Genomic DNA, 23,490 nt, shown 5'->3' on the forward strand with positions numbered 1-23,490 from the left:
TGAGGTAAAATCCACCTTTCTATTTTATCTTTACTGATGAGTTCCAGATTATTAGTTATTTAAATTGCAATACAAATTTGCTAATTTTCTCGGAACTCTTTTTGTGTAAATAAGTTTAAACAACTTCAATAAAAGAATTGACTTTTTCTTATAAAACCGCTAAGCTGAGCAAGAAAAGGTCAATTCTTTATACGCAATGGCTAAAAGAATAAAACCCGCAATAAATTACAGATTAAAGGAATTAGCTTTAAACCTAGATAGAGTATCCAGTTATAATATAGAGGAAGTGTTTCCCAAGATTTTGTTATAGGCTGTTTTTTCTGAAGGATGTTCTCTTAAATAGTAAATACTTAGCTCATCACTGTAGAGCTACTTTTAATGGATAAAGAAAAGGCTACTACCGGATTTTTATTGTAAAACATTAAACATTCACAAGTGGTAATTCTAACCTTAACTTTACTACACGCCTAGCTAAAATTTAAACTTTCCACTCAAGGAGAGGGGTTATAATGGAGAGAAATGAAATCTTATCCTTCTTGGGGGATAGAAGCTGAAATTTCTCCCAACTTTGGTGGATGAATTAGCAAGTCTTTTGTCTAATAGTTCGTGTGTAGCTTTTATTCCTGATGCTGTTAAAGTAATAATGGCAGTCACTTCAGTAGCTTAATTTACTTTTTAAATTAATCCTCCAATAATTTCCAAGCATATTCGGTTATATAAAATATGAGAGCAGTAGTACAACAACTCTATACATTTTATACTTGAGTCTGCTCATATGCTTCATCAAGTATAGGGAGGGTCAGTGCTACAAATTTTATATTATAGAAGATTGATCTGTAAAGTAAAACGACTACTATTGATATTTCTCATATCTACATCCCTGTTTTTTATACAGCTAAGATTTACCTTTGTTAAGGTATAGCATAAGGGCATTAAAATTATAGATATCATTAGAATATTGTTTTATTGCCTTTTTATTAACAAAATATACCCAAAGTGATATGATTCAGAAAGTGGTCAAAAGGGATGGTCGTATTGTAGATTTTAATGGAGAAAAAATAGAAAAAGCCATACAAAAGGCGATGTTGCATACGGATAGAGGGGAGGATTTTATTTTAATCAAAAGAATTATGGATGATATCCGCTGTAATGGAGGGGAACAGATGACGGTGGAAGAAATTCAGGATATGGTGGAGCTGGAGCTGATGAAAAGCTCAAGAAAAGAGGTAGCCAAAAAGTATATTGCTTATAGAAATCAGCGGAGTACCGCAAGAAAGGCAAAGACAAGAGATGTTTTTCTCGAAATTATTGAAACGAAGTCCAATGAAATTACCCGTGAGAATGCTAATATGAATGCGGATACGCCGGCAGGGATGATGATGAAGTTTGCCAGCGAGACCACTAAACCTTTCGTAGACGATTATTTGATCAAGGAAGAGATTAAGGAGTTGATGCGACATAACTATATCCATATCCACGATAAGGATTATTATCCTACAAAGTCTCTTACCTGTGTACAACACCCCTTGGATAAAATACTGCATAATGGTTTTTGCATTGGTCATGGAGATGCGCGTCCGGCTAAAAGAATTGAAACGGCCAGTATGCTTGCTTGTATCTCCTTAGAAACGGCTCAGAATGAAATGCATGGAGGGCAGGCGATCCCCGCTTTTGATTTTTACCTTGCCCCTTTTGTTCGTGAGAGTTTTATTGAAGAAATAAAAGCTTTGGAAGTGGTTTATGATCAAGACTATACCCATCTCTATCATGTGGAAATTAAGGATTACCTCTTTACTGATCTACAAGATTTAAAAGGAGAAGAGCGCATACTTCAGCATGCTATCAACAAAACGCTAAAAAGGGTCCACCAATCTATGGAAGCTTTTATTCACAATATGAATACCATACATTCTCGCGGGGGTAATCAGGTTGTGTTTAGTTCTATAAACTATGGTACAGATATTTCTGCGGAAGGAAGATGTGTGATACGAGAGCTTTTAAAATCTACTTATGAAGGAGTGGGAAATGGAGCAACAGCTATTTTCCCTATTCAAATATGGAAAAAGAAAAGGGGGGTTAACTATCAGCCTGAAGATCCCAATTACGATCTCTATCAGATTGCATGTAAAGTTAGTGCTAGGCGTTTTTTTCCAAATTTCCTCAATTTGGATGCAACTTTTAATGTCCATGAAGCCTGGAGAGCAGACGATCCAAAACGCTATCATTATGAAATGGCTACTATGGGCTGTCGAACCAGGGTATTTGAAAATCGCCATGGTGAAAAAACCGCATTAGGGAGGGGGAATCTTTCTTTTTCCACCGTAAATCTTGTGCGCATAGCTTTAGAGTGTAGAGAAATTCAAAATCAAGAATGTAGAATTCGAACGTATTTTGATAAACTTCATCGTATTCTAGATCTTACGGCAGCGCAACTGATGAGTAGGTACGATTTTCAGAAAACAGCCTATGCTAAGCAGTTCCCCTTGCTAATGTCCGTTTTATGGTGTCATAGTGAGGATCTTCAGCCTCATGATAGCATACAAAAGGTGATCCGGCAAGGAACATTGGGGATAGGTTTTATAGGTCTTGCCGAAACCTTGGTAGTACTTACAGGAAAACATCATGGAGAAGATGAAGCTGCGCAGGTGTTAGGTCTTCAGATGATTACCTTTATGCGGGATAAAGTACTCGCTTATGCTCAAAAGTATGATCTTAATTTCAGCCTCCTGGCTACACCTGCGGAGGGACTCTCCGGAAAATTTACCCTCCAAGATCGTAAGGATTTCGGAAAAATACAAGGGGTAACAGATCGCGACTATTATACCAATTCTAATCATGTCCCTGTATATTATAAGTGCAGTGCCCATCATAAAGCAAAGGTGGAAGCACCTTATCATAATCTCACCAGAGGAGGGCATATTTTCTATGTTGAAGTCGATGGAGATGCTACTCACAACCCCGAAGCTATTATGAATATAGTCGATTTAATGGACCATTACAATATGGGATATGCTTCTGTAAACCACAATAGAAATCGTTGCTTAGATTGCGGTTATGAAAATGCGATCCCTCATCTGAAAACCTGTCCTCGTTGTGGGAGTATGGAAATAGATTGCTTACAGAGGATTACGGGGTATCTTGTTGGTACAACCCAACGCTGGAATAGTGCAAAACTCGCTGAATTAAGAGATCGTGTCATTCACCAATAAGCTTTCAGTTCTTAAAATTGTAGAAGACACTTTGGTAGACGGGCCGGGTTTCCGTACGTCTATTTACGCTGCGGGTTGCATACATGAGTGTGTGGGGTGTCATAATCCAGCATCTTGGGTACATCGAAACGGAACCTTCATGGAGATTGATAGGATTCTTGAAGTAGTAAAAAATAATTTTCTCGCACAGGTTTCCTTTTCTGGAGGCGATCCTCTCTGTCAGCCTCAAGCCTTTACAACATTAGCAAAAAAAATAAAACAGGAAACCGGAAAAAATATCTGGTGCTATACCGGCTTTACATTTGAGAAAATAAAAAGAACTCCTACACTTGAGCCTATTCTTTATTACCTTGATGTCTTGGTAGATGGTCGTTTCATTGAGAAAAAGAAAGATACAACTCTTCTCTTTCGGGGGAGTAGCAATCAGCGTATCATCGAAGTTCAGAAATCACTTCGGCAAGGTCGGGTTATTCTTTGGGAAAGTGCTCTTCCAAATTTGTAGAGGTTTTGTATTGCGGGCTTTTCGCTTGGTTTCGAGGATAGGCTATAAGATTCGTTTTTTCGTTTCAAATGGCATGGAATACTCTGGTATATTCGTTTTTTTTACTGTATCTTTATTCGAAAGCTCATCTAAAGTTTATAGTTTAAATTCATATTATGAAAAATAATAAACGTGTTTTTTTTGAAGGCTTGTATGGTAGAGACAGTATTGATTTCGAAAAAGGTTTGTTATATGTGTACCCATTTGGTGTAATAGGTAAACAAAATAACAATAGTGTTAAACCCCATATTCATCATAACCAGTTTCAGATTTTTGTTATTATTCAAGGGGAAAGCGTTTTACTCTATAAAGGGGAAAGAATACCTATATCCGGAAGATCTTTTATCACCATTCCCAGAAATATAGAACATGGATTTGAGCATCATACGGAGATGAAAGGCTGGATTATCAGTCTTTCGGATCTGTTATTGGAGCATATTATAAGGCAGGAAATAGAGGTGATCAATACAGTAGAACGCTTCCAGCTTGTAAAAGTTTCACCGGGAAGCTATACCGAAGTTATTTTTCATAAAATGCTCGAATGTATTGAGGAATATCACGGCTCCCAGATTGGCAGGTTGCTAATGCTGCATTATATGGTGGGGACTCTTATTGTACAGTTAAGCCGTATACCGGGTGGAGATCAGCAGTCTCTTATTTTAAAAAAAGACCATCCCTCTGCACTATATTTTAGAAGATTTTTTCAACTGATACGACAAAATAAAACTTATAAAAAAAGTATCGAACAATATGCAGCCGAGCTAAATATAACCCCTGGTCATTTGCATCGGGTTTGCACCTATGTAGCAGGGCAGTCGCCAAAAGAAATCATAATGGATTACTTTATGGGGCAAGCACAATTACTTTTGTGTGATTTTGATAAGAGTATAAATGAAATAGGATATAGTATAGGCTTTGAAGATCCAAGTTATTTTTCTAGAATTTTTAAAAAGAAAACTGGGTTAAGCCCTAAGCAGTTCAGAGTAAAAATGGGGTTAAAGACTTAAATTACACTTTTTAAACCTTTATGCGATATTTGTGATAATAAAAATATAAAAATCCTATATCACTTATAATATTTCAAGCTATGTTTGCCATAATTATATGTCAGCATTGATAAAGCGATTCAAACATAGCCTAAAAAAAACAGTGTTTCCGGTATGTATTACCCATATAGAGACAATCATAGTAGATGTGCCTACCATAAGGCCTCACCATCTCTCTATGACTGTTATGAAAAAGCAATCTATGGTGATCATCCGGCTTTTTTCCTCTGATGGTATTGAGGGATTAGGCGAGGCTACGACTATTGGTGGAATTTCTTACGCAACAGAATTTCCAGAAGGCATTAAGTTGGCCATAGATATTTATCTTGCCCCCCTTCTGATAGGTCAAGATCCTACTAAGGTAAATGCTCTCATGGCGAGGTTGGATCGAAATATTTCGGGCAATTATTTTGCTAAATCAGGGGTTGAGATTGCGTTATTAGATGCCCAGGCTAAACGACTCGGTGTTCCTGTTCACTGTTTATTCGGGGGTGCTATATCCGATACTCTACCTGTTCTTTGGACTTTGGCCAGCGGGGATACGGATAAAGATATTCAGGAAGCTCAGGAACTTATCCAGAAGAAAAGGCATTGTGTTTTTAAACTTAAGATTGGTAAGAAAAAACCAGATGAAGATGTAGAACATGTGTCGAGAATTAAAGAAGCCTTAGGTAAAGACATTAAGATCACTGTGGATGTCAACCAGGCTTGGACCGAAAGAATTGCCAAAACGGCTATAAGAAAATTACAAGAAACAGGCATAGACTTAATAGAGCAACCTTTGCCTAAATATAATTTTGAAGGATTGGCGAGACTTACTTCCTATTTCGAAATTCCTCTTATGGCAGATGAAGCTCTGGAGACCGTTCAAGATGCTTTTAAGTTAGCTAAAATTAACGCGGTTAGTGTGTTTGCGTTAAAAGTTTCAAAAGCAGGAGGTCTTACCAATGTGGCGCGACAAGCTGCCATAGCTGAATCTGCAGGGGTTCCTCTTTATGGAGGAACCCTGTTAGAGGGATCTATAGGTACAGCAGCGGCAGCTCATATTTTTTCTACCCTTCCCAATCTTGATTGGGGGACAGAGCTTTTTGCGCCTCTTTTATTAACAGATGATATCGTTAAAAAAAATATCATATATAAAAATTTTGGTTTGGAAATTCCTCAGGGAAAAGGACTTGGAATTGAACTTGATATGAATCAGGTGGAAAAATATAAAAGAAAATAATGGTATACTTAGTACAAATGGATGTGCATATCCCAGAAACATGGAATGAAAAAAAACTTGTAGATTATCTCGCAAGAGAGAGAGAATGTTCTCAGAAATGGCAATCTTCCGGCAAATGGAAATACCTGTGGAGGGTAGCCGGAAGATATTCCAATATTTCGGTATTCCAAGTGGAGAGCCCCGAGGAACTACATCAGATTGTTAGCTCTTTACCCTTATTTCCTTATATGGAAATAAAGGTTACCAGTATATGTAAACACCCAAATGCCTTAAGCGAAAAAGTGGTGTAACTAAACCTCAGTACTCACCAACAAACGTAATATTATGAAAAGAATGGATCAGGCTCGTATTGATGCCGTCTTAAATTACATTAAGTCTAAAGAGAGCCCTAGTAAAGGAGATCCTAGGGTTAAGCAAATCGTAAATAGGCTGCTTGAAGATCTTTTTAATGCCATGGCAGATTTAGACATTACGTCCGAAGAAATGTGGATCGCCTGTGATTATTTGCAGCAGTTAGGGAAAAATGGTGAATGGGGACTTGTTTTCGCAGGTTTAGGAATCGAACATTTTATAGATGTCAAGATGGATTGGGAAGATGAAGTTTCTGGAATTGAATTCGGAACTCCCAGAACTATTGAGGGACCTTTGTATGTGGCAGGTGCCCCTGAATCTAAATCTTATGCTGAATTAGAAACCATACCAGAGCCCAATGCTGAGAGGTTATATATGAGTGGTTTTGTTTTAGATGAAACAGGTACGCCCATTGAGGGGGCCAAGGTAGAGGTTTGGCATTGTAACTTAAAAGGACTTTATTCTTATTTTGACTCTAGTCAGCCCGAATTTAATTTGAGAAGAGCTATTATTACGGACATAGACGGGCGATATGAATTTAAATCTTTTTTACCCACGGGCTACTCATGTCCGCCAGGGAGTTGTACAGAAACTTTAATGTCTCTTTTGGGACGGCACTCCTCTAGGCCTGCGCATATTCATTTTTTTGTAAAAGCACCAGGATTTAGAAAACTTACGACTCAGATTAATATTGAAGGAGATCCTCTTATTTTCGAGGATTTCGCCTTTGCCACCCGTGAAGGTCTTATTCCTCCTGTTCAGCGTATACCAGCTTATAAAGCGTCTGAATATGGAAAAGAGGAAGCTTTTGCTAAAATCGAATTCAATTTTAATCTGGTAAGAGAGCAGGAACATCTTCCCGATGGTGAAAATAATAGAACCCGCGTATCTATAAGCTGATAGTTTTATTTTATATAACAGAATAAAAATAAAATCTTTAAAATAAATAATACAAAACAGCTGCCCGATATAGCCCAAACTTTAAAAAAATAGGAAATGACCAGTCTCTCTTTAGCATATGCTACCTGCCATTATGAGTTTTTGGATTTTGGAAAGTCTAAAACCATTATTTTTTCTCATTCATTAGGGGCTGATTATTCGATGTGGGAGTGGGTTGTTCAGATTATAAAATCAGATTTTAACATCGTCCTTTATGATATACGGGGGCAAGGAAAATCCACCAATTCTCAAAAACAAATAACAATAGAGGATTTAGCAAAAGATGTTATACAATTATTAAAATCTTTGTGCATAGATACCCCTATAATTTTTTGTGGGCTTTCCATGGGGGGATTAATTGGGCAGTATTTAAGCTTACATTATGCGGAATATTTTGACAGTCTTATATTGGCCAATACTGCCGCTAAAATAGGAAATGAGGAAGCTTGGAATACTCGGATTCAAGAAGTCTCAACAAGGGGGATGTGTTCGGTATTAGAGCAAACAGCTCAGCGTTGGTTTACTTCCAAATTCAGGGAAACTCAGGATGCAGAGGTATCCCTTATTCTCCAGAGATATCAAAATAGCCCTGTTGAGGGATATTGTGCAAACTGCGCTGCCATTAGAGACGTCGATTTTCGTTATGTGCTTAATAAAATCACATTGCCGACTTTAATTATCGCTGGAAGGGAAGATATAGTGACAACTGTTGATGATGCGCTATTTTTACAGCAGAATATTAAAAATTCAAAACTGCAAATTTTAGAAGCCGCTCATTTATCAGCTGTAGAAGCTGCAGCTGAATTTGCAGAGAGTATACTTTATTTTAAATAATATCAGCTTGCGATGGCTATAGGAAAATATTTTTTTCTCTGTGAATTTATATTTAGAAAAGTTTTTTTTTATAAAAAATGCCTTATAATGATGTATTTTTGCAAGGATCAAAAATAGTTTACGCAATAGCTTTTTTCTATGTAGGTAAGTTTCCCTGTGATCATCATTTCGTTCACGATTCTGACTTTATAATGGATGAATACCTAAAGTTTGTATCCATCAAACCACCCGATATAGCATTGGCCTCTAAAAGTTATACCCTTAAAGGTTTTTATGTTGATGAATCTTTATTTAATCACAGATAGGAGTACAACCTACAAAATGAATTTCTGAATATTCAAAAGTATGATTTTTCAGAAGAATACTCATGAATATAAAATTGCTTTTATTTCACGATATCAGTTGTTTATATCGGTTTTTTTTTAGGGGAATATCCATTCATAACTTATCAACAGTCCCTCAATAAAAGGATTTAATTTTGTCAATAAAAGAAAACTTCGATCGTCCTCAATCCTGAGAAGGATCTATTGGCTTTTTTTGATTTTTTGCTTATTTAAATCTTGTTTTTTTTAAAAAAAAACAATAAAAATTTTACATAAAGCATTGATTTTAAATAAAATTTAAGTATCTTTAGAATTAAACAAAGCTGAATAAAGATTTACTATTACTAAGTTATCCCCTTTTTTAAAACAGCATTTCTTACGTCAATTCACCTTAAATAATATTTATGAGAACAGTACCGCAAATAACAGTGCAGCAAGCAGCAGAAAAAGTAAAAGATGGAGATATTGTCTTACAGGGAGGCTTTGGAATGACAGGTAACCCTGTCCACCTGATGAATGCCTTGGCCGATACCCCTACCATGAATTTAACATATGTAGGTAATAATGTAGGAGAGCCCGGATTGGGAATAGGGAGACTGGTTAGGAACGGACAATTAAAAAAAATAATAGGTTCTTATCTTACCTCTAATCCCGAAGCCGTTCAGGCTGTACAGGCTGGTAGGGTAGAAGTAGAACTCCTTCCCCAGGGGAGCTTAGTAGAGGCTTTACGTGCCGGAGGGGCTGGAATAGGTGGTTTTTTTACTCCTACTTCAGCTGGAACGGAGCTGGCCAAGGGGAGAGAAACGAGATACATTGATGGTGTAGAGCAAGTTTTTATCCCTCGTATCAGAGGAAATGTAGCGTTTATAAGAGCTTGGAAGGGGGATACTGCTGGGAACTTACAGTATAGGATGACAGAGCAAAATTTCAATAGAGTGATGGCTACAGCAGCAGATTTAGTGATTGCAGAAGTAGAGCATATTGTGCCGATAGGTGAAATTCTACCAGAGGCGATTCACACACCTGGGACATATGTAGATTACTTAGTGCAGGCTACACTTACTCTTGAAGATTTAGGAAGTTCTGCCAATGTTTCCTCTAGTAAAATAGTATCTCAAAAGCGTTTAAACATGGCAAAGCGTGCTTTGAAAGAGCTTAAAAAAGGAGATGTTGTCAATTTGGGTGTTGGTATTCCTACTCTTGTATCAGATCTTATTTCAGAAGAAGATGGTATTATCTTGCATACTGAAAATGGTATGCTAGGCGTAGGTCCTACTCCTCTAGATGGAGGGGGTGCTTTGGATTATCCCGTAAATGCTAGTAAGGCACCGGTTACGGCTCTCAAAGGGACTTCTTATTTTGACTCAGCCGAATCTTTTGCCATGATACGTGGAAAACATGTTGATGTAGCTATAATGGGTGGCTTACAGGTGGATGAAGCGGCGAATTTAGCCAACTGGTCGGTCCCAGGATTACCATTATTAGGTGTAGGAGGTGCGATGGATTTAGCGCTGGGAGCCAATAAATTAATCATCACCATGATGCATACTGAAAAAAATGGAGATCCCAAAATTTTGCCTGTATGTAGTTTGCCTTTGACTGCTCCAAAATCTGTAGACGTAATTATCACGGATAAAGCTGTATTCGAATTTATAGAAGGAAAACTTACATTAACCGAATTAATGCCGGGGGCTAGCTTGGCAGAAGTACGTGATGTCACCGCTGCTCATTTTGTGGAAAGACTCTGAAAATACCTCTCTAAAGCTGTTTTTCGTCTTTTTTAGCCCCCATTGGCAAAAATTATGATAATTGTTCTTCTAATTCTTTAATATATAAAGATGGTGGAACGGAAACTTCTTTCTTGAAAATAGTCGCAAATTTATTAGGAGAAGAAAATCCCGCTTCATCAGCTAGGGTAGCCACTTTATATTTTCTGTATTGTGGAAGCTGTTTTAATTTATCAACGATATATTTTATTCTAAGTTCATTGATATAATTATTAAAATCCTTCTTTTTATGAGTGTTGATAATATGGGATAAATATCTTGAATTAATATCGCAATAGGTTGCTAAATAAGAGAGAGAAATGTTTTTTCGAGTGAAAAGTTTTGAGCTTTCAAATTCCCGCAGCTTGGCTAATATTTTTTGTTCCATAGCTGAGGTCATGATCACAGAAGGTTCACTCTCTCTAGCCTGAAATTTCTTCTGAGGAGGTACATGGGTAAAAGGCATAGGAGTGCGATAGGTTTGTATCTCTGTTGCCTTTTCATTTGTTGAAATCTGATTGCTAAAGTTTAAAAGATTTTTTCTGAGTTTTCTTTTGTACAAAGAAAAAAGAATAATATTGCCTACTAAACACAAGCTTATCACTAAAATAATCCAGTTTTTAATACGATTGCGGTGTTGTAAAGTATAGATGTCTGCAGAGTCGTTGTTTATTGTTTGGTTAAGTGAGCTCTCTGTAGGGAAATCAACTGTAATATAATTTGCATTAGAAGCTTGGTATTGCTTTGATATTGAGGCTGTTTGACCTAATCTTTCAAGTTTTTCTAAAGCTAAAAGTATATAGACTTCGGCTTTTTGTCTGCTGCCTTCTTTTGATAACTCATTTGAAGCTAACTCCACAAAATGATTTTGCACTGCTCCAGGGTAATTGTCTTTTATAAGCTGTTGTGCTCTTAAAGTATACTGAATAGATTTTGCATAATTTTTCTTAGATATTTCATGATAGGTCATTTCTTGCCATAGCTTACTTTTAAGAAGGTTGGCTACATTCGGATCTTGGATTTCTTCGGTAGCCTTAAATGCTTTTTGTAATGCTTTTTCAGCCTGCCCCTGCAGTTTTAAAACACGGTATTGTGTGCTTAAAAAGCTATAAACATAAGCTTTCCATAGAGAATTATCTGTTTTTTGAATGATATTTTCTGCACTCAAAGCGTAGGATATACTCTTTTTTATGTCTCCAGCTTGTTGGTATATTCGAGCAGAAAGCATTAAGCTTTTAATCTTCTGTAAAGAAGTCCCCGATGCGGTATACAATGAATCTGCTGTTTCCAAAGCTTTTGCAAAATTTTTTCCAGAGGTTTCTGAAAAAATTTTGTAAGAAACCTTATCATAAGCATTCCGGGGTTGGGCGTACGATAAGAAGATGTGAAAACAGAAGATTACTGAAATAATTTTCTTCATATTAAATTGAATTTAGGTTTTTTTTATTTTGTGATAATGTTTTTAAATGCTAAAATTTAATTAAATATATTTAAATATACAATTATTATTAATTATAAAAAAATAATATGCAATTATTAATTTTTTATTTAGTTTGTAAACTAATTTTGTCTAAAGGCTGAAGTATGGTCCAGTGTAGTAATTATTCTTTTAAAGTAAGCTTTGGGTCTACTTTCCTTAGCTTGGCAAACAACAAATGATAAAGTATTGCTCTTATTTTTATCACCAGAGGTATCTAAATACTGTTGGACTATGCTTTTATATTGTTTTGCAACGATTTTATAAAGAGTCTGATCCATTTGCTCTGGGCGATAAGGTTTCTGTTTTTACAATTTTATTAGGTTAGTATGAGTATTCTTTCTATTTAATGGTATATCGATTAAAATATCATCCATGGAATAATTTTTTGTGACTCCTGATATCAGTCTAGAGAGATATATACGGTTTTATATAATCTTTGCAGAGGTACACTCTAGTCTGGCTGAATGCAAATCTGGGATCTTGTCTTATTTTTGGCTATGTCTAGATGTTATGATAATATTTTCTCTAATCTTTTAAATTAACAATATTATAGGCTATAGTGGTTTTATTTATAAATTTTTACCATATATAAACATTTATGTTTATATATTACTTCAGGTGTTGCTACAAATCTAACGGTCTAATACTTGTAAAAGAAGAAATGATACTATCATAATGTGTAAAATGACAGGATAGCTCCATAAATTAATATAGAGCGGTTATGTTAATTGTATTTAATTTAGCTGTATAACGGGAATTAGAGATACTTCCTGCTAATGAGTATGGTCAAGTAAAACCTTTAGGTATTTAATTTTTTTTACTTTTCCACTCGTAAAAAAGCAGATGATCACTGTGGATTAAGAATTGTAATTTTTATTTTTTTAGGGCTTCGCTTACCTCTTGTAAGATCTGTAAGCAAGATTCCATTTCTTCATTGTTTAAGTGTCCAAAGCCCAGTCTTAAAGCTGTATATTCTTTGTTTTGGTAGAGAAGCGTACGCGGAATAAATAGATTTTTCTGCAAACAATGTATACTTAATTGAAGTAAGCTAATCGGTTGTTGCCAGCAGAGCCAATAAGCCAGCCCCCCAGTAGGAATGCTAAATCTAAGCTGAGAACCCATATATAAGTAAAGTAAATTGGCGAAAAAATCCCTTCTTTGCTTGTATATTTTAGCCGATTTTTTTAAGTGTCTATTAATTTCTCCTCCCTCTATCATTTCTCCTAGAGCTTGCTCCATGATAATATCACCTTGTCTGTCGATAATCCCAAGGTATTTACGCATTTCTATCATTAGATTTTCTGGAGCGACGATAAAGCCTGTACGAAATCCAGGGGCTAGAGATTTACCAAAAGAACCTACGTAGATTACCATGCCGTCGGTATCTGCACTTGCGATAGGGAGTATAGCACTATTGTCGTAGTGAAATTCAAAGTCATAATCATCTTCTACAATCACAAATCCATATCGTGAGGCTAGTGTAAGTAGTTCAATGCGGCGTTGGGCACTCAGGGTCACTGTGGTAGGATAATGGTGATGGGGAGTTAAATAAAGCATTCTGATGGGCGCTTTTTTGCAAAGCTCTTCAATGAGATCTACCCGAATGCCAGCTTCATCTACGCGAATCGGAGTGATGAGCGCTCCTGATTTTTGAAATATCATGTTCACCGCAAAATAACTCGGATCTCCTACCACTACGATATCGCCCCTTGAAAGAAGTATTTCCGAAATAATATAAAGGCTCATTTCGGTGCTTCGGGTAATTAGGAGATTATTTTTACTAATGTGGAGACCTCGACTAATATTAAGGTATTGGGATAAATATTCCTTAAAGTATTCACTGCCTTCTGTATTATAATAACCTATTTTTTGATAACTATTTTTCCGCTTTAGGTTGGCGCTATAGAAATTGGAATAGTAACCGATTTGGGACAACCGCGGATCCGGAACGCCATCATTGAAGATGTAAGTGCAGGGAGCATGTTCAAAGGGGTTGTCCAAAAGATTGCTCTGACGAAAGCGGAATCCGGTTTTTTTTGGATAACTCGCCAAATCCCTTTGTTGATCAGTTTGGATGCGGATCCCCCTATTCTCTCCACTCTCTATTACAAAAGTTCCTTTATTGGGAATGGTTTCTACCCACCCTTGGGCATCTAGTTCTTCATAAGCGGCGATGATTGTTTTTCGGTGCACTTTTAAAATATGGCTAAGGCTGCGGGTACCCAGCAGTTTCATCCCTTTGGATAAATATCCGCGTTGAATGGCGTTTATAACCTGATAAACAATCTGCAGATATACAGGTTGCGAAGAATTTCTTTCAATATGAATGATATTGCTATATAAAAAACTATCCGGACTACTCACAAATATAAATCTGGCACCCTTTAGGGTCCGGAAAGATAATAATTTTGTCTCAAAAAATATGCAAAAAATACTTCATACCATTATCAAAGATCATCAGGTACATGCGAAATGGCTCAACACGCTGTCGTTTATGGAAAATGCTGGAGCGCGTAAAATTTCAGATTGTGAGGATCCGGTAGAGGTTAGCTTAATGCAGTTAAAGCATGCTGCAGAAGAACACCGTCATGCTTTTTATTTGAAGAAGCAGATTCTAAAGATTTCACCCGATTCCTGTCAGTATTATCATGCTCATGAGTTGTTAGCTGCTACTTACACCCGACAATATTTGCATAGACTGGATATCCAGACCGGTAGGTTTCTTAAACAGAGTTTGGGTTTAGTAGGTAAATCTTTTCGCTATGCCTCCTATCTGTTTGTAACTTATGCTATAGAAATGAGGGCCGATTACTTATATCCTATTTATCAGCAAGCATTGGATGAAGCTGGATCAAGAGTGATGGTGAAATCTATTATTTTAGAAGAAGAAGGGCATTTGGAAGAAATGATGCAGCAATTGGAAGATTTTAATGAACACTGGCAAAGCTATGCGTTGGTAGTTTTGAAGATGGAGCAAGCCTTATTTGAAGAGTGGAGCAATGCTCTATCAAAAGAAATAATAGCTTATGAAACTGCCTGATCATTGGAGTAATGACCTATCCAAGAGGCAGCATAGGGGGGAGTATAGATCACTTTCTTTATCTGCTATAGGCATTGATTTTCTATCCAACGATTATCTAGGTCTTGCGCAGAATATTAAATTTCAGAGAGATTTACTCCAGTTACTCCATGGTGATTCCCGATTATTGACAGGCGCCACCGGATCTAGGCTGTTAAGTGGTAATTCATTACATTGTACTCAAACCGAGTATTTTATCGCTCAGAAACATCAGGTAGAGAGTGCTACTTTATTTCCTTCCGGTTATAAAGCGAACTTAGCTTTATTTTCTTGTATTGCTGGGCGCAATCATACGATATTAGTCGATGAGTATATCCATCGTTCCGTTCACGATGGCTGTCGTTTGTCTTATGCTAAAAAAAAGAAATTTAAGCATAATGATGTATCACATTTGGAAGATTTGTTAAGCAAAACCAAGGGTAGGGTATTCATTGCTGTAGAGAGTTTATACTCTATGGATGGAGATTTTGCTCCTTTGGTTGAAATTGTTACGCTGGCTGAAAAGTATTCTGCTTGGGTGATTGTTGATGAAGCGCATGCGATAGGAGTATTTAATAGAGGCTTGGTTAATGAATATGGGCTCCAAGATCGTGTATTAGCTCGAGTGGTCACCTATGGAAAAGCTTTTGCTTTACAAGGAGCAGCGGTATTAGGGAGTTCTACGCTTAAGAATTATTTGATCAATTTTGCTTCCCCCTTTATCTATTCGACAGCCATGCCCGATTTTCAAATATTGTGTATTGAGGAGGCATATCAATTTATTGAGCAACATCCTTCTCTAAGAAAAGATTTGCAACATAACATTCAATATTTCCGGCAACATAGTGTCCACAGTTTATCCGACGACAAAAGTCCTATTCAGGTGGTACAGTTTCCTAGCCTAGATCATTTGCATCAGGCAGTGGGGGCATTGAAAGAAGAGGGCATATATACTTGTGCCATTCGCGCACCTACGGTAGAGGTAGGATATGAGCGGCTGAGAATTACGTTGCACCAGTTCAACTCAGCCTCTGAGATTGATCAACTGGTGAGCATTATCAAAAATTATCAACATGAATATTAGATTTTTTATTACTGGAATCGGTACAGGAGTAGGAAAGACAGTGGTGAGTGCTATATTAGTAAAGTGTTTTCAATCAGATTATTGGAAGCCTGTTCAAGCAGGAGATTTAGACGATTCGGATAGTATGAAAGTATTCGATTTAGTTGGAAAAGGACATAAGATCCACCCCGAGTGTTTCCGCTTAAAGTATCCGGCTTCTCCTCATCAGTCTGCGGCCATGCAGGGGGTGAAGATTCAACTATCAGAATTTAAAATACCTTCTACAACTAGAAGCTTAGTGATAGAGGGAGCAGGAGGGCTATTTGTGCCTTTAAACCAATGTGAATTTATGATAGATTTAATCCAACATTTGGAAGCACCTGTTGTATTGGTGATCCGGGATTACTTGGGCTGCATTAACCATACCCTATTATCATTAGAGGCACTCATTAACCGCCATATAGAAATCGCTTTTGTGGTTTTTAATGGCGAATTTGTAGCTGATACCAAAGCAATAATTCTCAAATGTCTGCCCAAGGGAACGCTGCACATAGAATTACCTGAAATTTCACGATTAACCCCTACGGTTATAGCCGAAATATCTAACACATTAAAAATAAATTAAAAAGTAAGTAAATATGATCAAACTAGGAGAATTGCGTCATGATTGGACGAAAGAAGAATTGCTTGAAATTTATAACAAACCATTGTTAGAGCTTATTTATGAAGCGGCTACGGTACATCGATCATGGCATCAACCCGATGAGATCCAAATATCTACCTTATTATCTGTTAAAACAGGGGGCTGTCCGGAAGATTGCTCCTATTGCGGACAGGCAGCCCGCTACCACACCAATATAAAAGTTCAGTCCTTATTGCCTACTGATACCGTATTACAGCATGCAAAAAAAGCCAAAGAACGAGGGGCCTCCCGATTTTGTATGGCGGCGGCATGGAGGGAAGTAAGGGATAATCGAGACTTCGATCGTATAATAGATATGGTAAAAGGGGTAAATGAAATGGGATTAGAGGTGTGCTGTACCTTAGGCATGCTGACCGAAGATCAGGCCAAAAGACTTCAGGAAGCGGGTTTATATGCGTATAACCATAATATTGATACTTCAGAAGAATATTATAATAGTATTATCTCTACTCGACAGTTTAATAGTCGCATGAATACGATTCAGAATGTCAGAAAAGCAGGGCTTAGTATATGTTCAGGTGGAATTATTGGTTTAGGGGAAACACCTGAAGACCGGATGGGGATGTTGAGGACTTTAGCAAATATGGAAAAACATCCGGATTCGGTCCCGATCAATGCGCTGGCACGTGTAAAGGGAACTCCTCTGGAGAATCTCCCCAAAGTAGATACCTGGGATATGGTACGCATGGTTGCTACAGCTCGTATCGCCATGCCTGCTTCTATGGTCCGCCTGAGTGCAGGTCGCATAGAAATGTCCGAAATTGAACAGGCTTGGTGTTTTATGGCTGGGGCAAATTCTATTTTTACAGGAGAAAGAGAAACCCTACTAGTAACCCCCAACCCTGGTGTAACCGAAGATATGGAAATGCTTCAGAATTTAGGATTACGACCTATGGTGAGTAAAAAAACAGCAGCATGCAGCAACAATTGATTGAACGAGATAAAAAGGTAAATTGGCATCCTTATACTCAGATGAAAACAGCCTGTCCTATCCCTATTACAAAAGCAGAAGGAGCTTATATTTACGATGCAGACGGAAGGAGATATATAGATGCGGTCTCATCTTGGTGGGTAACTTTGCATGGGCATGCTCATCCTTATATTGCACAAAAAGTTTCAGAACAGTTGTACCTCTTGGAGCAAGTTATTTTTGCGGGTTTTACCCATCCAAATGCCATTGAATTATCGGAGAGACTCCTAAATCTTTTGCCCATCAATCAGCAAAAAGTTTTTTACACTGACAATGGCTCTACCGCTATTGAGGTGGCACTTAAGATTTGTATACAATATCATTACAATCTAGGGAAGCCTAAAAATAAAATTTTGGCCTTTAAAAATGCTTATCATGGAGATACATTTGGTGCAATGTCTGTAAGTGGTCGCGGGGCCTGGACCTCTCCCTTCGCAGGACAATTATTTGAAGTGATTTTTATAGATGCTCCCACTTCTGAAAACATAGAAATGACCCGGCAGCTGCTCAATGAACATAGCGAAGAGGCAGTTTGTATGATATACGAACCTCTTATCCAGGGAGCTGGTGGAATGTTAATGCATAAAGCCGATGACCTTTCGTTATTAATGCGCTTTTGTAAGTCAAAGAATGTTTTATTGATTCAGGATGAGGTTTTTGTGGGATTCGGCAGAACAGGTAAGTTATTTGCCGTAGATCATCTCACAGAAGTTCCTGATATAATGTGTTTTTCCAAAGGATTGACAGGAGGGACTTTACCTTTGGGGATTACCACCTGTACTCAGGAAATCTTTGAAGCTTTTTATGCTGATGATAAGTCAAAAGCCTTATTTCATGGACATTCCTTTACAGCAAGTCCTCTTGCCTGTGCTGCAGCATTGGCAAGCCTTGATTTATTATTGGAGGAGAGTACGCAGCAGAAGATTAAGAATATAGTGTGTTTGCATCAGGCGTTTATAAAAAAAATAAAAAATCACCCTAAACTAAAGGAAGTTCGCCAAATGGGTACGGTATTGGCCCTGGAGTGTAAAACGATTAACGGGACCTCTTATTTCAGTGATATGCACCAGACTTTATATGCTTATTTTTTAGAAAAAGGCATCCTACTTCGCCCTTTGGGAAATATTATTTATCTGGTGCCGCCTTATTGTGTGAGCGAAGAAGATCTAAATGAGATCTATAAAGTTATTTTGCAGGCCTTAGAGCTTTTATAAGTTATAGCGTCAGATGAGTGAAGTATCTGGCGTTTTTTATGCTGTCACTTGTACAAGATAGATTATCAATATGCAAGCATTGCAGGTCTGAGCTAGACCTGCATTTTTAATTTAGAGAAAAATAAAGAATAAAAAGGGGGTTAAGATCTTATAATAGCGGCTATTTTTAAGCAGTATGAAATCGATTTTTGTTGTGAAGCAGTAGATGAATTAAGTAGGACTGAGTGCAAAAGCGAGTGGGCGAAAATATAATTTTTAAAAATAAAAAACGTAAATATCACATTCATAGGTTTTATCTGGCTATAGTATTGCCGATATCATAGTGCCAGAATAAAAATTTATACCTGTCTGTTGTGAGACATTTGTCGATTGCGTTATTTTACATCCTTATTTATAATGATTTTAAATAACATTAGGTAATGATGAAATGTGGTAATAAAAGTAAACTAAAGCGGAAAGATTTAAATTGTATTTCGTTTACAGGGAGGCGTAAGACTAAATCAAAAAGTATAACCACCTGTTGGTATCAAAGGTTTATATTGTTTTTATTATTTTGGACGGGGGCGGGCCTACAAGCCCAAGCTCTTACCGGAGGATTATCGGGTAAAGTTACCATGGTTGATGGCCAGCCTCTGCCATCCATATCGGTTTCTTTACAGGAAATGAAACTTCAGACTTTAACCGATGATAAGGGAGTTTATAGGTTCCAAAATTTAAATGAGGGAAGGTATATTGTAAAATTTCAAATTTTGGGAATCAAAGAAATACTTTTACCTGTTGAGGTTGTGGCAGGAAAGATCACGATATTGGATTACCAGTTGCCAAAGGAAAATATTTTGTCCATACAGGAAGTGGTTTTGGTGAAGAATAATCTCCATTCGTTCTCCAAAAAAGAAAGTGTATATGTGGCCAGATTGCCTTTGAAAAATATGGAGAACCCACAGGTATATACTTCTGTATCCAAGGAATTATTTCAGGAACAAATGGCCATAGATTTAGGAGGAATTTCTAAAAATGTACCCGGAGCAGGTATTCCTATGATTGCCAATCAGGGAAGGGTGACATTTCGTTCACGAGGTTTTCAAGCCGAGCCTAATGCACGAAATGGAGTTGCAGGAGCCGCCTTTTCAGTAATTGATCCGGTTAATCTGGAACGTATAGAAGCCATAAAAGGCCCCTCGGCTACTCTGTTTGGAAAACATGTGTCTGGTGGTTACGGAGGGGTTTATAACCGTGTGACCAAGAAACCTTATAACGGCTTTGGTGGAGAAGTCGGTTATGTCGGTGGGAGTTGGAGTTACAACAGGTTGACAGTGGATTTTAATCGTCCGATCAACAAAGAGCGAACCGCTCTTTTTCGATTAAACTCGGCAACGACCTATGAAAAAAGTTTCCAGGACTCAGGCTTTACCAATTCTCTAGCGATAGCACCTAGTTTTTCCTATCAGATAAACGACCGATTATCATTGCTTTTGGATGTCGAATTTAATCAGGCAAAAGGCACTTCTGTAGTTCGATTTAATCCTTATCGAAGCAAAAAAGTTCAGTCGATTGCAAACATGAATTTTCCATATTATAAAAATTTTCTGGGAGACGATTTAGCTTATGAGACTCAGATGATGAACATTTTCGGACAACTGAATTATAAAATCTCTGAACATTGGACTTCTCAGACGATTATGTCTCGGGCGCGTTCTGTGATTAATGGATATATTTCTGCGATTAACGGTAAAACAGATTCTACCGCAAGTGCACAGGTTATGGTAGGAACTACGGCTTTTATGGCGACTAACTTGCAGCAAAACTTTATAGGAGATTTTTATATTGGGCGTTTTCGGAACCGTTTACTTATAGGCTTAGATTATTATAATAATTCTAATCATTTCGATCGCTATCATACCCAAACCAAAGCATTTAACTTTGTTCATCCGTCTACTGATTTTCGGGTAAATCGTAATATTATTGATGCATTGACAGCGACTTCTACCGTTAGAAAAGAAAAAAATAGTGATAATACTTATGCTGCTTATGTGTCGGAGGTTTTCAATGTGAACGATCAGTTTATACTCATGGCCAGTTTGCGTATTGATAGGTTTCAATTTAAAGGTGTCTATAATATTATGACCGGTGAAACAAAAGGAGGGCTTAGTAGCAGTGGTTCGCAAGCAGGTCCATACGGACAGACGGCATTTTCTCCTAAATTAGGCATTGTTTATCAGGTTCTGAGCAATAAACTTTCCCTATTTGGAAATTATATGAGTGGATTTAATAATGTGAGTGGTTCAGATATTAATGGAAATTCCTTTAAACCGGAATATGCCAATCAGATGGAACTGGGAATGAAAGCAGATTTATTTGATCATAAACTGGTGGGAACGTTCAGTTTTTATAATATCAAGGTGGATAATGTATTGAGATCCAATCCGGAAGATGTTAACTATTCAATTCAGGATGGTAGTCAGCTGAGTAAGGGTATAGAAGTAGAATTAACGGTTAATCCGTTTAAAGGATTTAATGTTGTAGCGGGTTATGCGTATAATGATAGCAAATATACACGTGCCAATCCTTCTGTAAACAATCTTAGACCTGCGCTTTCTGGTCCGGATAATATATTTAATTTTTGGGTAAGCTATAGGCTGTCCCAAGGAAAATTAAAAGGACTGGGGATCGGGATCGGAGGAAATGTAGGTTCAGCGTCCTATCAGACCAACACACAAACTGCTAAGGTGATCATTCCTTCTTACAGCATGTTTGATGCAGGTGTTTTCTATGATCAGTTAAAATACAGAATCGGGTTTAAAGTGGATAATATGACCAATGAAAAAGCCTGGTCGGTGCGGTTAACACCACAGGCTCCTGCACGTTTTCTTGGCAGTTTTGCTTTGAAGTTTTAGTAAAATAAACCTTTATTAACAATAAAAAAATCTCAATTACTCAAAATAAAATATGCAAAATCGTTCACCTTTTCGGATTAATACCGTGTTCCAAAGGGCTGGAAGGTGGAACTTTACCTTTGGAGATGATACCACCTGTACTCGGGAAATGAAGACATCCTATTTCGCCCTTTGGGAAATATTACTGATCTGGTCCCGCCTTATTGTGTGAGCGAAGAAAATATAAATGAAATCCTAAAGTTATTTTGCAGGCCTTAGATCTTTTATAAGTTATTTCGCCAGATGCTTCAATCATCTGGCGTTTTTTTTTGTGCAGTTAATTTTACAAGATAGGTCATCAATATACACGCATTGCAGGTCGCAGCTAAGTTGAACATATTTAATTTATAAAAAAAATAAAGGATAAAAAGGTCTTTTATTTTTTTATTGTATATTTGCTTTATAAAAGAGTTTAAATGTTTTCAAAAACTTGTGAGTATGCCATTCGAGCGTTGATTTTTATTGCTCAAAAAACAAGGGGCGGAAATCGCGTCGGAATAAAAGATATCGCTAAGGGAATAGACTCTCCTGAATATTTTATTGCTAAGATTCTTCAGGATCTGACTAAAAAAGGTTTGGTCCAGTCTGCAAAAGGACCTACAGGAGGCTTTTATCTGGACCAAAACGATTTGAACCGATCTCTAGCAGATATTGTAGTAAAAGTGGATGGTGAGCGTATATTTAAAGGTTGTGCGATGGGGCTTAGGGAATGCTCCCATACGCATCCTTGTCCTGTGCATTATGAATTTAAACAAATTCGGAATAAATTAAAAGAGATGCTGGAAAGCTCTAAGATAGGTGAGTTTGTCGATAAATTAGACGCTTGTGAAATCTTTTTGAAAAAATAAATTGCTTCAAATCTATTAAAATCTAAACATTGAGTAAATGAAAATAGGAGTTAGATATCCATTTGTATATGCTGCTTTATTTTTTTGGTTAGGCGTATTATTGAGCATTAGCTTTTTAGAGGCACCCTTAAAATTTCAGGTGGAGGGAATGACCTTGCCTGTTGCCGTAAAATTAGGAAAGTTAATGTTTAATGTTTCTACCTATATACAGATGGGTTTAGCAATAGGGATTGGTCTCAATTTCATGTTTTTAAAAAAAGAGCTTACCAAATCTCTGCTCTGCATATATGGCCTTCTAGTATTACTCTTGTGCTTGCAAAAATTTTGGATGTTGCCCATATTAAACGATCAGGTAGATTGGGTAGATCACCATAAAACATTTGAGTCTGGTTCTTTACATACTTATTTTATTTATGCTGAGGTGATCAAGTGTATTTTGATTCTTATGTGTATAATATTGCAAATAAAAAGAATAAAACCAGAAGTTATTTAAACTATTTTCTCAGCTTCAATCACTGGGAATACATATATCAACCTTAGCCGCCTCCATAAAATTTGAAATAAAAAAATAAATGAAAAAAGTTGTTTTTATTGCAGTTGTTGCTGCTTGGATGCTAACTTCTTGTGCTAAAAAAAATACGACTGTAGAGTCGGACCAAAAAGAATCCAATGTGATGCTGGAGGAACCTAAAGTTGTTTCAGAAAAAAAAACTTCTCCAGAAGAAGGAAGCAAGCTCATGCTAGCATCCGATTGTTTCACTTGCCATGCTATCGATAGTAGAGTAATAGGGCCATCTTATCAGGAAATAGCTACAAAATATACAGAAGCCGACTTGGACTATTTGGCGGATAAAATTATACAGGGAGGAAAAGGGGTGTGGGGAGAAATCCCGATGTCTCCGCATCCTGGTATAGCTAAAGAGGAGGCTCAATTGATCGTGAAATATATTCTTTCCTTAAAAAAATAAAAAACGAAAAGAGTCCGCT

General features: G+C 37.1%; 20 protein-coding genes. 18 read left to right on the forward strand and 2 right to left on the reverse strand.

Features of this window, described 5'->3' with window-relative positions; genetic code table 11:
• Window positions 1-1,001 precede the first annotated feature (1,001 nt).
• From GNY06_RS11205 to GNY06_RS11245, 9 genes are all read left to right on the forward strand, one after another.
• The gene (locus tag GNY06_RS11205) at window positions 1,002-3,209 is read left to right on the forward strand and encodes an anaerobic ribonucleoside triphosphate reductase (RefSeq protein ID WP_166520145.1); all 2,208 of its coding nucleotides are present in this window, start codon (window positions 1,002-1,004) and stop codon (window positions 3,207-3,209) included.
• Window positions 3,193-3,711: an anaerobic ribonucleoside-triphosphate reductase activating protein gene (gene nrdG / locus GNY06_RS11210; protein WP_166520146.1), complete on the forward strand. Its 519-nt coding sequence runs from the start codon at window positions 3,193-3,195 to the stop codon at window positions 3,709-3,711. Before GNY06_RS11205 ends, nrdG begins: the two co-directional genes overlap by 17 nt.
• Window positions 3,712-3,866: 155 nt before the next feature.
• The gene (locus tag GNY06_RS11215; RefSeq protein ID WP_166520147.1) at window positions 3,867-4,757 is read left to right on the forward strand and encodes an AraC family transcriptional regulator; all 891 of its coding nucleotides are present in this window, start codon (window positions 3,867-3,869) and stop codon (window positions 4,755-4,757) included.
• A gap of 97 nt (window positions 4,758-4,854) precedes the next feature.
• On the forward strand, window positions 4,855-6,021 hold the full coding sequence (locus GNY06_RS11220; RefSeq protein WP_166520148.1) for a muconate cycloisomerase family protein: 1,167 nt from the start codon (window positions 4,855-4,857) through the stop codon (window positions 6,019-6,021).
• On the forward strand, window positions 6,021-6,311 hold the full coding sequence (locus GNY06_RS11225; RefSeq protein WP_166520149.1) for a muconolactone Delta-isomerase family protein: 291 nt from the start codon (window positions 6,021-6,023) through the stop codon (window positions 6,309-6,311). Before GNY06_RS11220 ends, GNY06_RS11225 begins: the two co-directional genes overlap by 1 nt.
• 34 nt (window positions 6,312-6,345) lie before the next feature.
• Window positions 6,346-7,272 (forward strand): dioxygenase family protein, encoded by a 927-nt coding sequence (locus GNY06_RS11230; protein WP_212995113.1) that lies wholly within the window; start codon window positions 6,346-6,348, stop codon window positions 7,270-7,272.
• A gap of 96 nt (window positions 7,273-7,368) precedes the next feature.
• A complete protein-coding gene (locus GNY06_RS11235) occupies window positions 7,369-8,145 on the forward strand; it encodes an alpha/beta fold hydrolase (protein WP_166520150.1) in 777 nt (258 codons plus the stop codon).
• A gap of 77 nt (window positions 8,146-8,222) precedes the next feature.
• The gene (locus GNY06_RS11240; protein WP_166520151.1) at window positions 8,223-8,450 is read left to right on the forward strand and encodes a hypothetical protein; all 228 of its coding nucleotides are present in this window, start codon (window positions 8,223-8,225) and stop codon (window positions 8,448-8,450) included.
• Window positions 8,451-8,872: 422 nt separating this feature from the next.
• Complete coding sequence (locus GNY06_RS11245; protein ID WP_166520152.1) at window positions 8,873-10,216, forward strand: 3-oxoacid CoA-transferase; 1,344 nt, start codon at window positions 8,873-8,875, stop codon at window positions 10,214-10,216.
• A 52-nt stretch (window positions 10,217-10,268) separates the two neighbouring features.
• Here the strand turns inward: GNY06_RS11245 and GNY06_RS11250 are convergent, their stop codons facing one another.
• Together GNY06_RS11250 and GNY06_RS11255 are read right to left on the reverse strand one after the other, a co-directional pair.
• A complete protein-coding gene (locus tag GNY06_RS11250; protein WP_166520153.1) occupies window positions 10,269-11,654 on the reverse strand; it encodes a helix-turn-helix domain-containing protein in 1,386 nt (461 codons plus the stop codon).
• A gap of 933 nt (window positions 11,655-12,587) precedes the next feature.
• A complete protein-coding gene (locus tag GNY06_RS11255) occupies window positions 12,588-14,078 on the reverse strand; it encodes an aminotransferase-like domain-containing protein (RefSeq protein WP_166520154.1) in 1,491 nt (496 codons plus the stop codon).
• A gap of 58 nt (window positions 14,079-14,136) precedes the next feature.
• Here GNY06_RS11255 and GNY06_RS11260 point away from each other — a divergent pair, with 58 nt between their 5' ends.
• The 9 genes from GNY06_RS11260 to GNY06_RS11300 all read left to right on the forward strand — a co-directional run bounded on the left by GNY06_RS11260 (window position 14,137) and on the right by GNY06_RS11300 (window position 23,471).
• On the forward strand, window positions 14,137-14,754 hold the full coding sequence (locus GNY06_RS11260; RefSeq protein WP_166520155.1) for a hypothetical protein: 618 nt from the start codon (window positions 14,137-14,139) through the stop codon (window positions 14,752-14,754).
• Window positions 14,741-15,856 carry an aminotransferase class I/II-fold pyridoxal phosphate-dependent enzyme gene (locus GNY06_RS11265; protein ID WP_166520156.1) on the forward strand — a complete coding sequence of 372 codons (1,116 nt, stop codon included), beginning with the start codon at window positions 14,741-14,743 and terminating at the stop codon, window positions 15,854-15,856. The genes GNY06_RS11260 and GNY06_RS11265 overlap by 14 nt, the downstream gene beginning before the upstream one ends.
• The gene (gene bioD, locus GNY06_RS11270) at window positions 15,846-16,460 is read left to right on the forward strand and encodes a dethiobiotin synthase (protein WP_166520157.1); all 615 of its coding nucleotides are present in this window, start codon (window positions 15,846-15,848) and stop codon (window positions 16,458-16,460) included. Before GNY06_RS11265 ends, bioD begins: the two co-directional genes overlap by 11 nt.
• 13 nt (window positions 16,461-16,473) lie before the next feature.
• Entirely contained in the window at window positions 16,474-17,469 is a 996-nt protein-coding gene (bioB, locus tag GNY06_RS11275) for a biotin synthase BioB (protein WP_166520158.1), read from the forward strand.
• Complete coding sequence (gene bioA, locus GNY06_RS11280; RefSeq protein WP_166520159.1) at window positions 17,454-18,722, forward strand: adenosylmethionine--8-amino-7-oxononanoate transaminase; 1,269 nt, start codon at window positions 17,454-17,456, stop codon at window positions 18,720-18,722. Before bioB ends, bioA begins: the two co-directional genes overlap by 16 nt.
• Window positions 18,723-19,261: 539 nt before the next feature.
• Window positions 19,262-21,616: a TonB-dependent receptor gene (locus GNY06_RS11285; protein WP_244614424.1), complete on the forward strand. Its 2,355-nt coding sequence runs from the start codon at window positions 19,262-19,264 to the stop codon at window positions 21,614-21,616.
• A gap of 455 nt (window positions 21,617-22,071) precedes the next feature.
• Entirely contained in the window at window positions 22,072-22,503 is a 432-nt protein-coding gene (locus GNY06_RS11290; RefSeq protein WP_166520160.1) for an RrF2 family transcriptional regulator, read from the forward strand.
• 37 nt (window positions 22,504-22,540) lie between these two features.
• Window positions 22,541-22,996, forward strand: a complete 456-nt coding sequence (locus GNY06_RS11295) for a hypothetical protein (RefSeq protein WP_166520161.1) — start codon at window positions 22,541-22,543, stop codon at window positions 22,994-22,996.
• A gap of 79 nt (window positions 22,997-23,075) precedes the next feature.
• A complete protein-coding gene (locus tag GNY06_RS11300) occupies window positions 23,076-23,471 on the forward strand; it encodes a c-type cytochrome (protein WP_166520162.1) in 396 nt (131 codons plus the stop codon).
• Window positions 23,472-23,490: the final 19 nt, after the last annotated feature.

The organism is Elizabethkingia argenteiflava (assembly GCF_009904105.1).
In the GTDB taxonomy this organism is placed as follows: domain Bacteria; phylum Bacteroidota; class Bacteroidia; order Flavobacteriales; family Weeksellaceae; genus Elizabethkingia; species Elizabethkingia argenteiflava.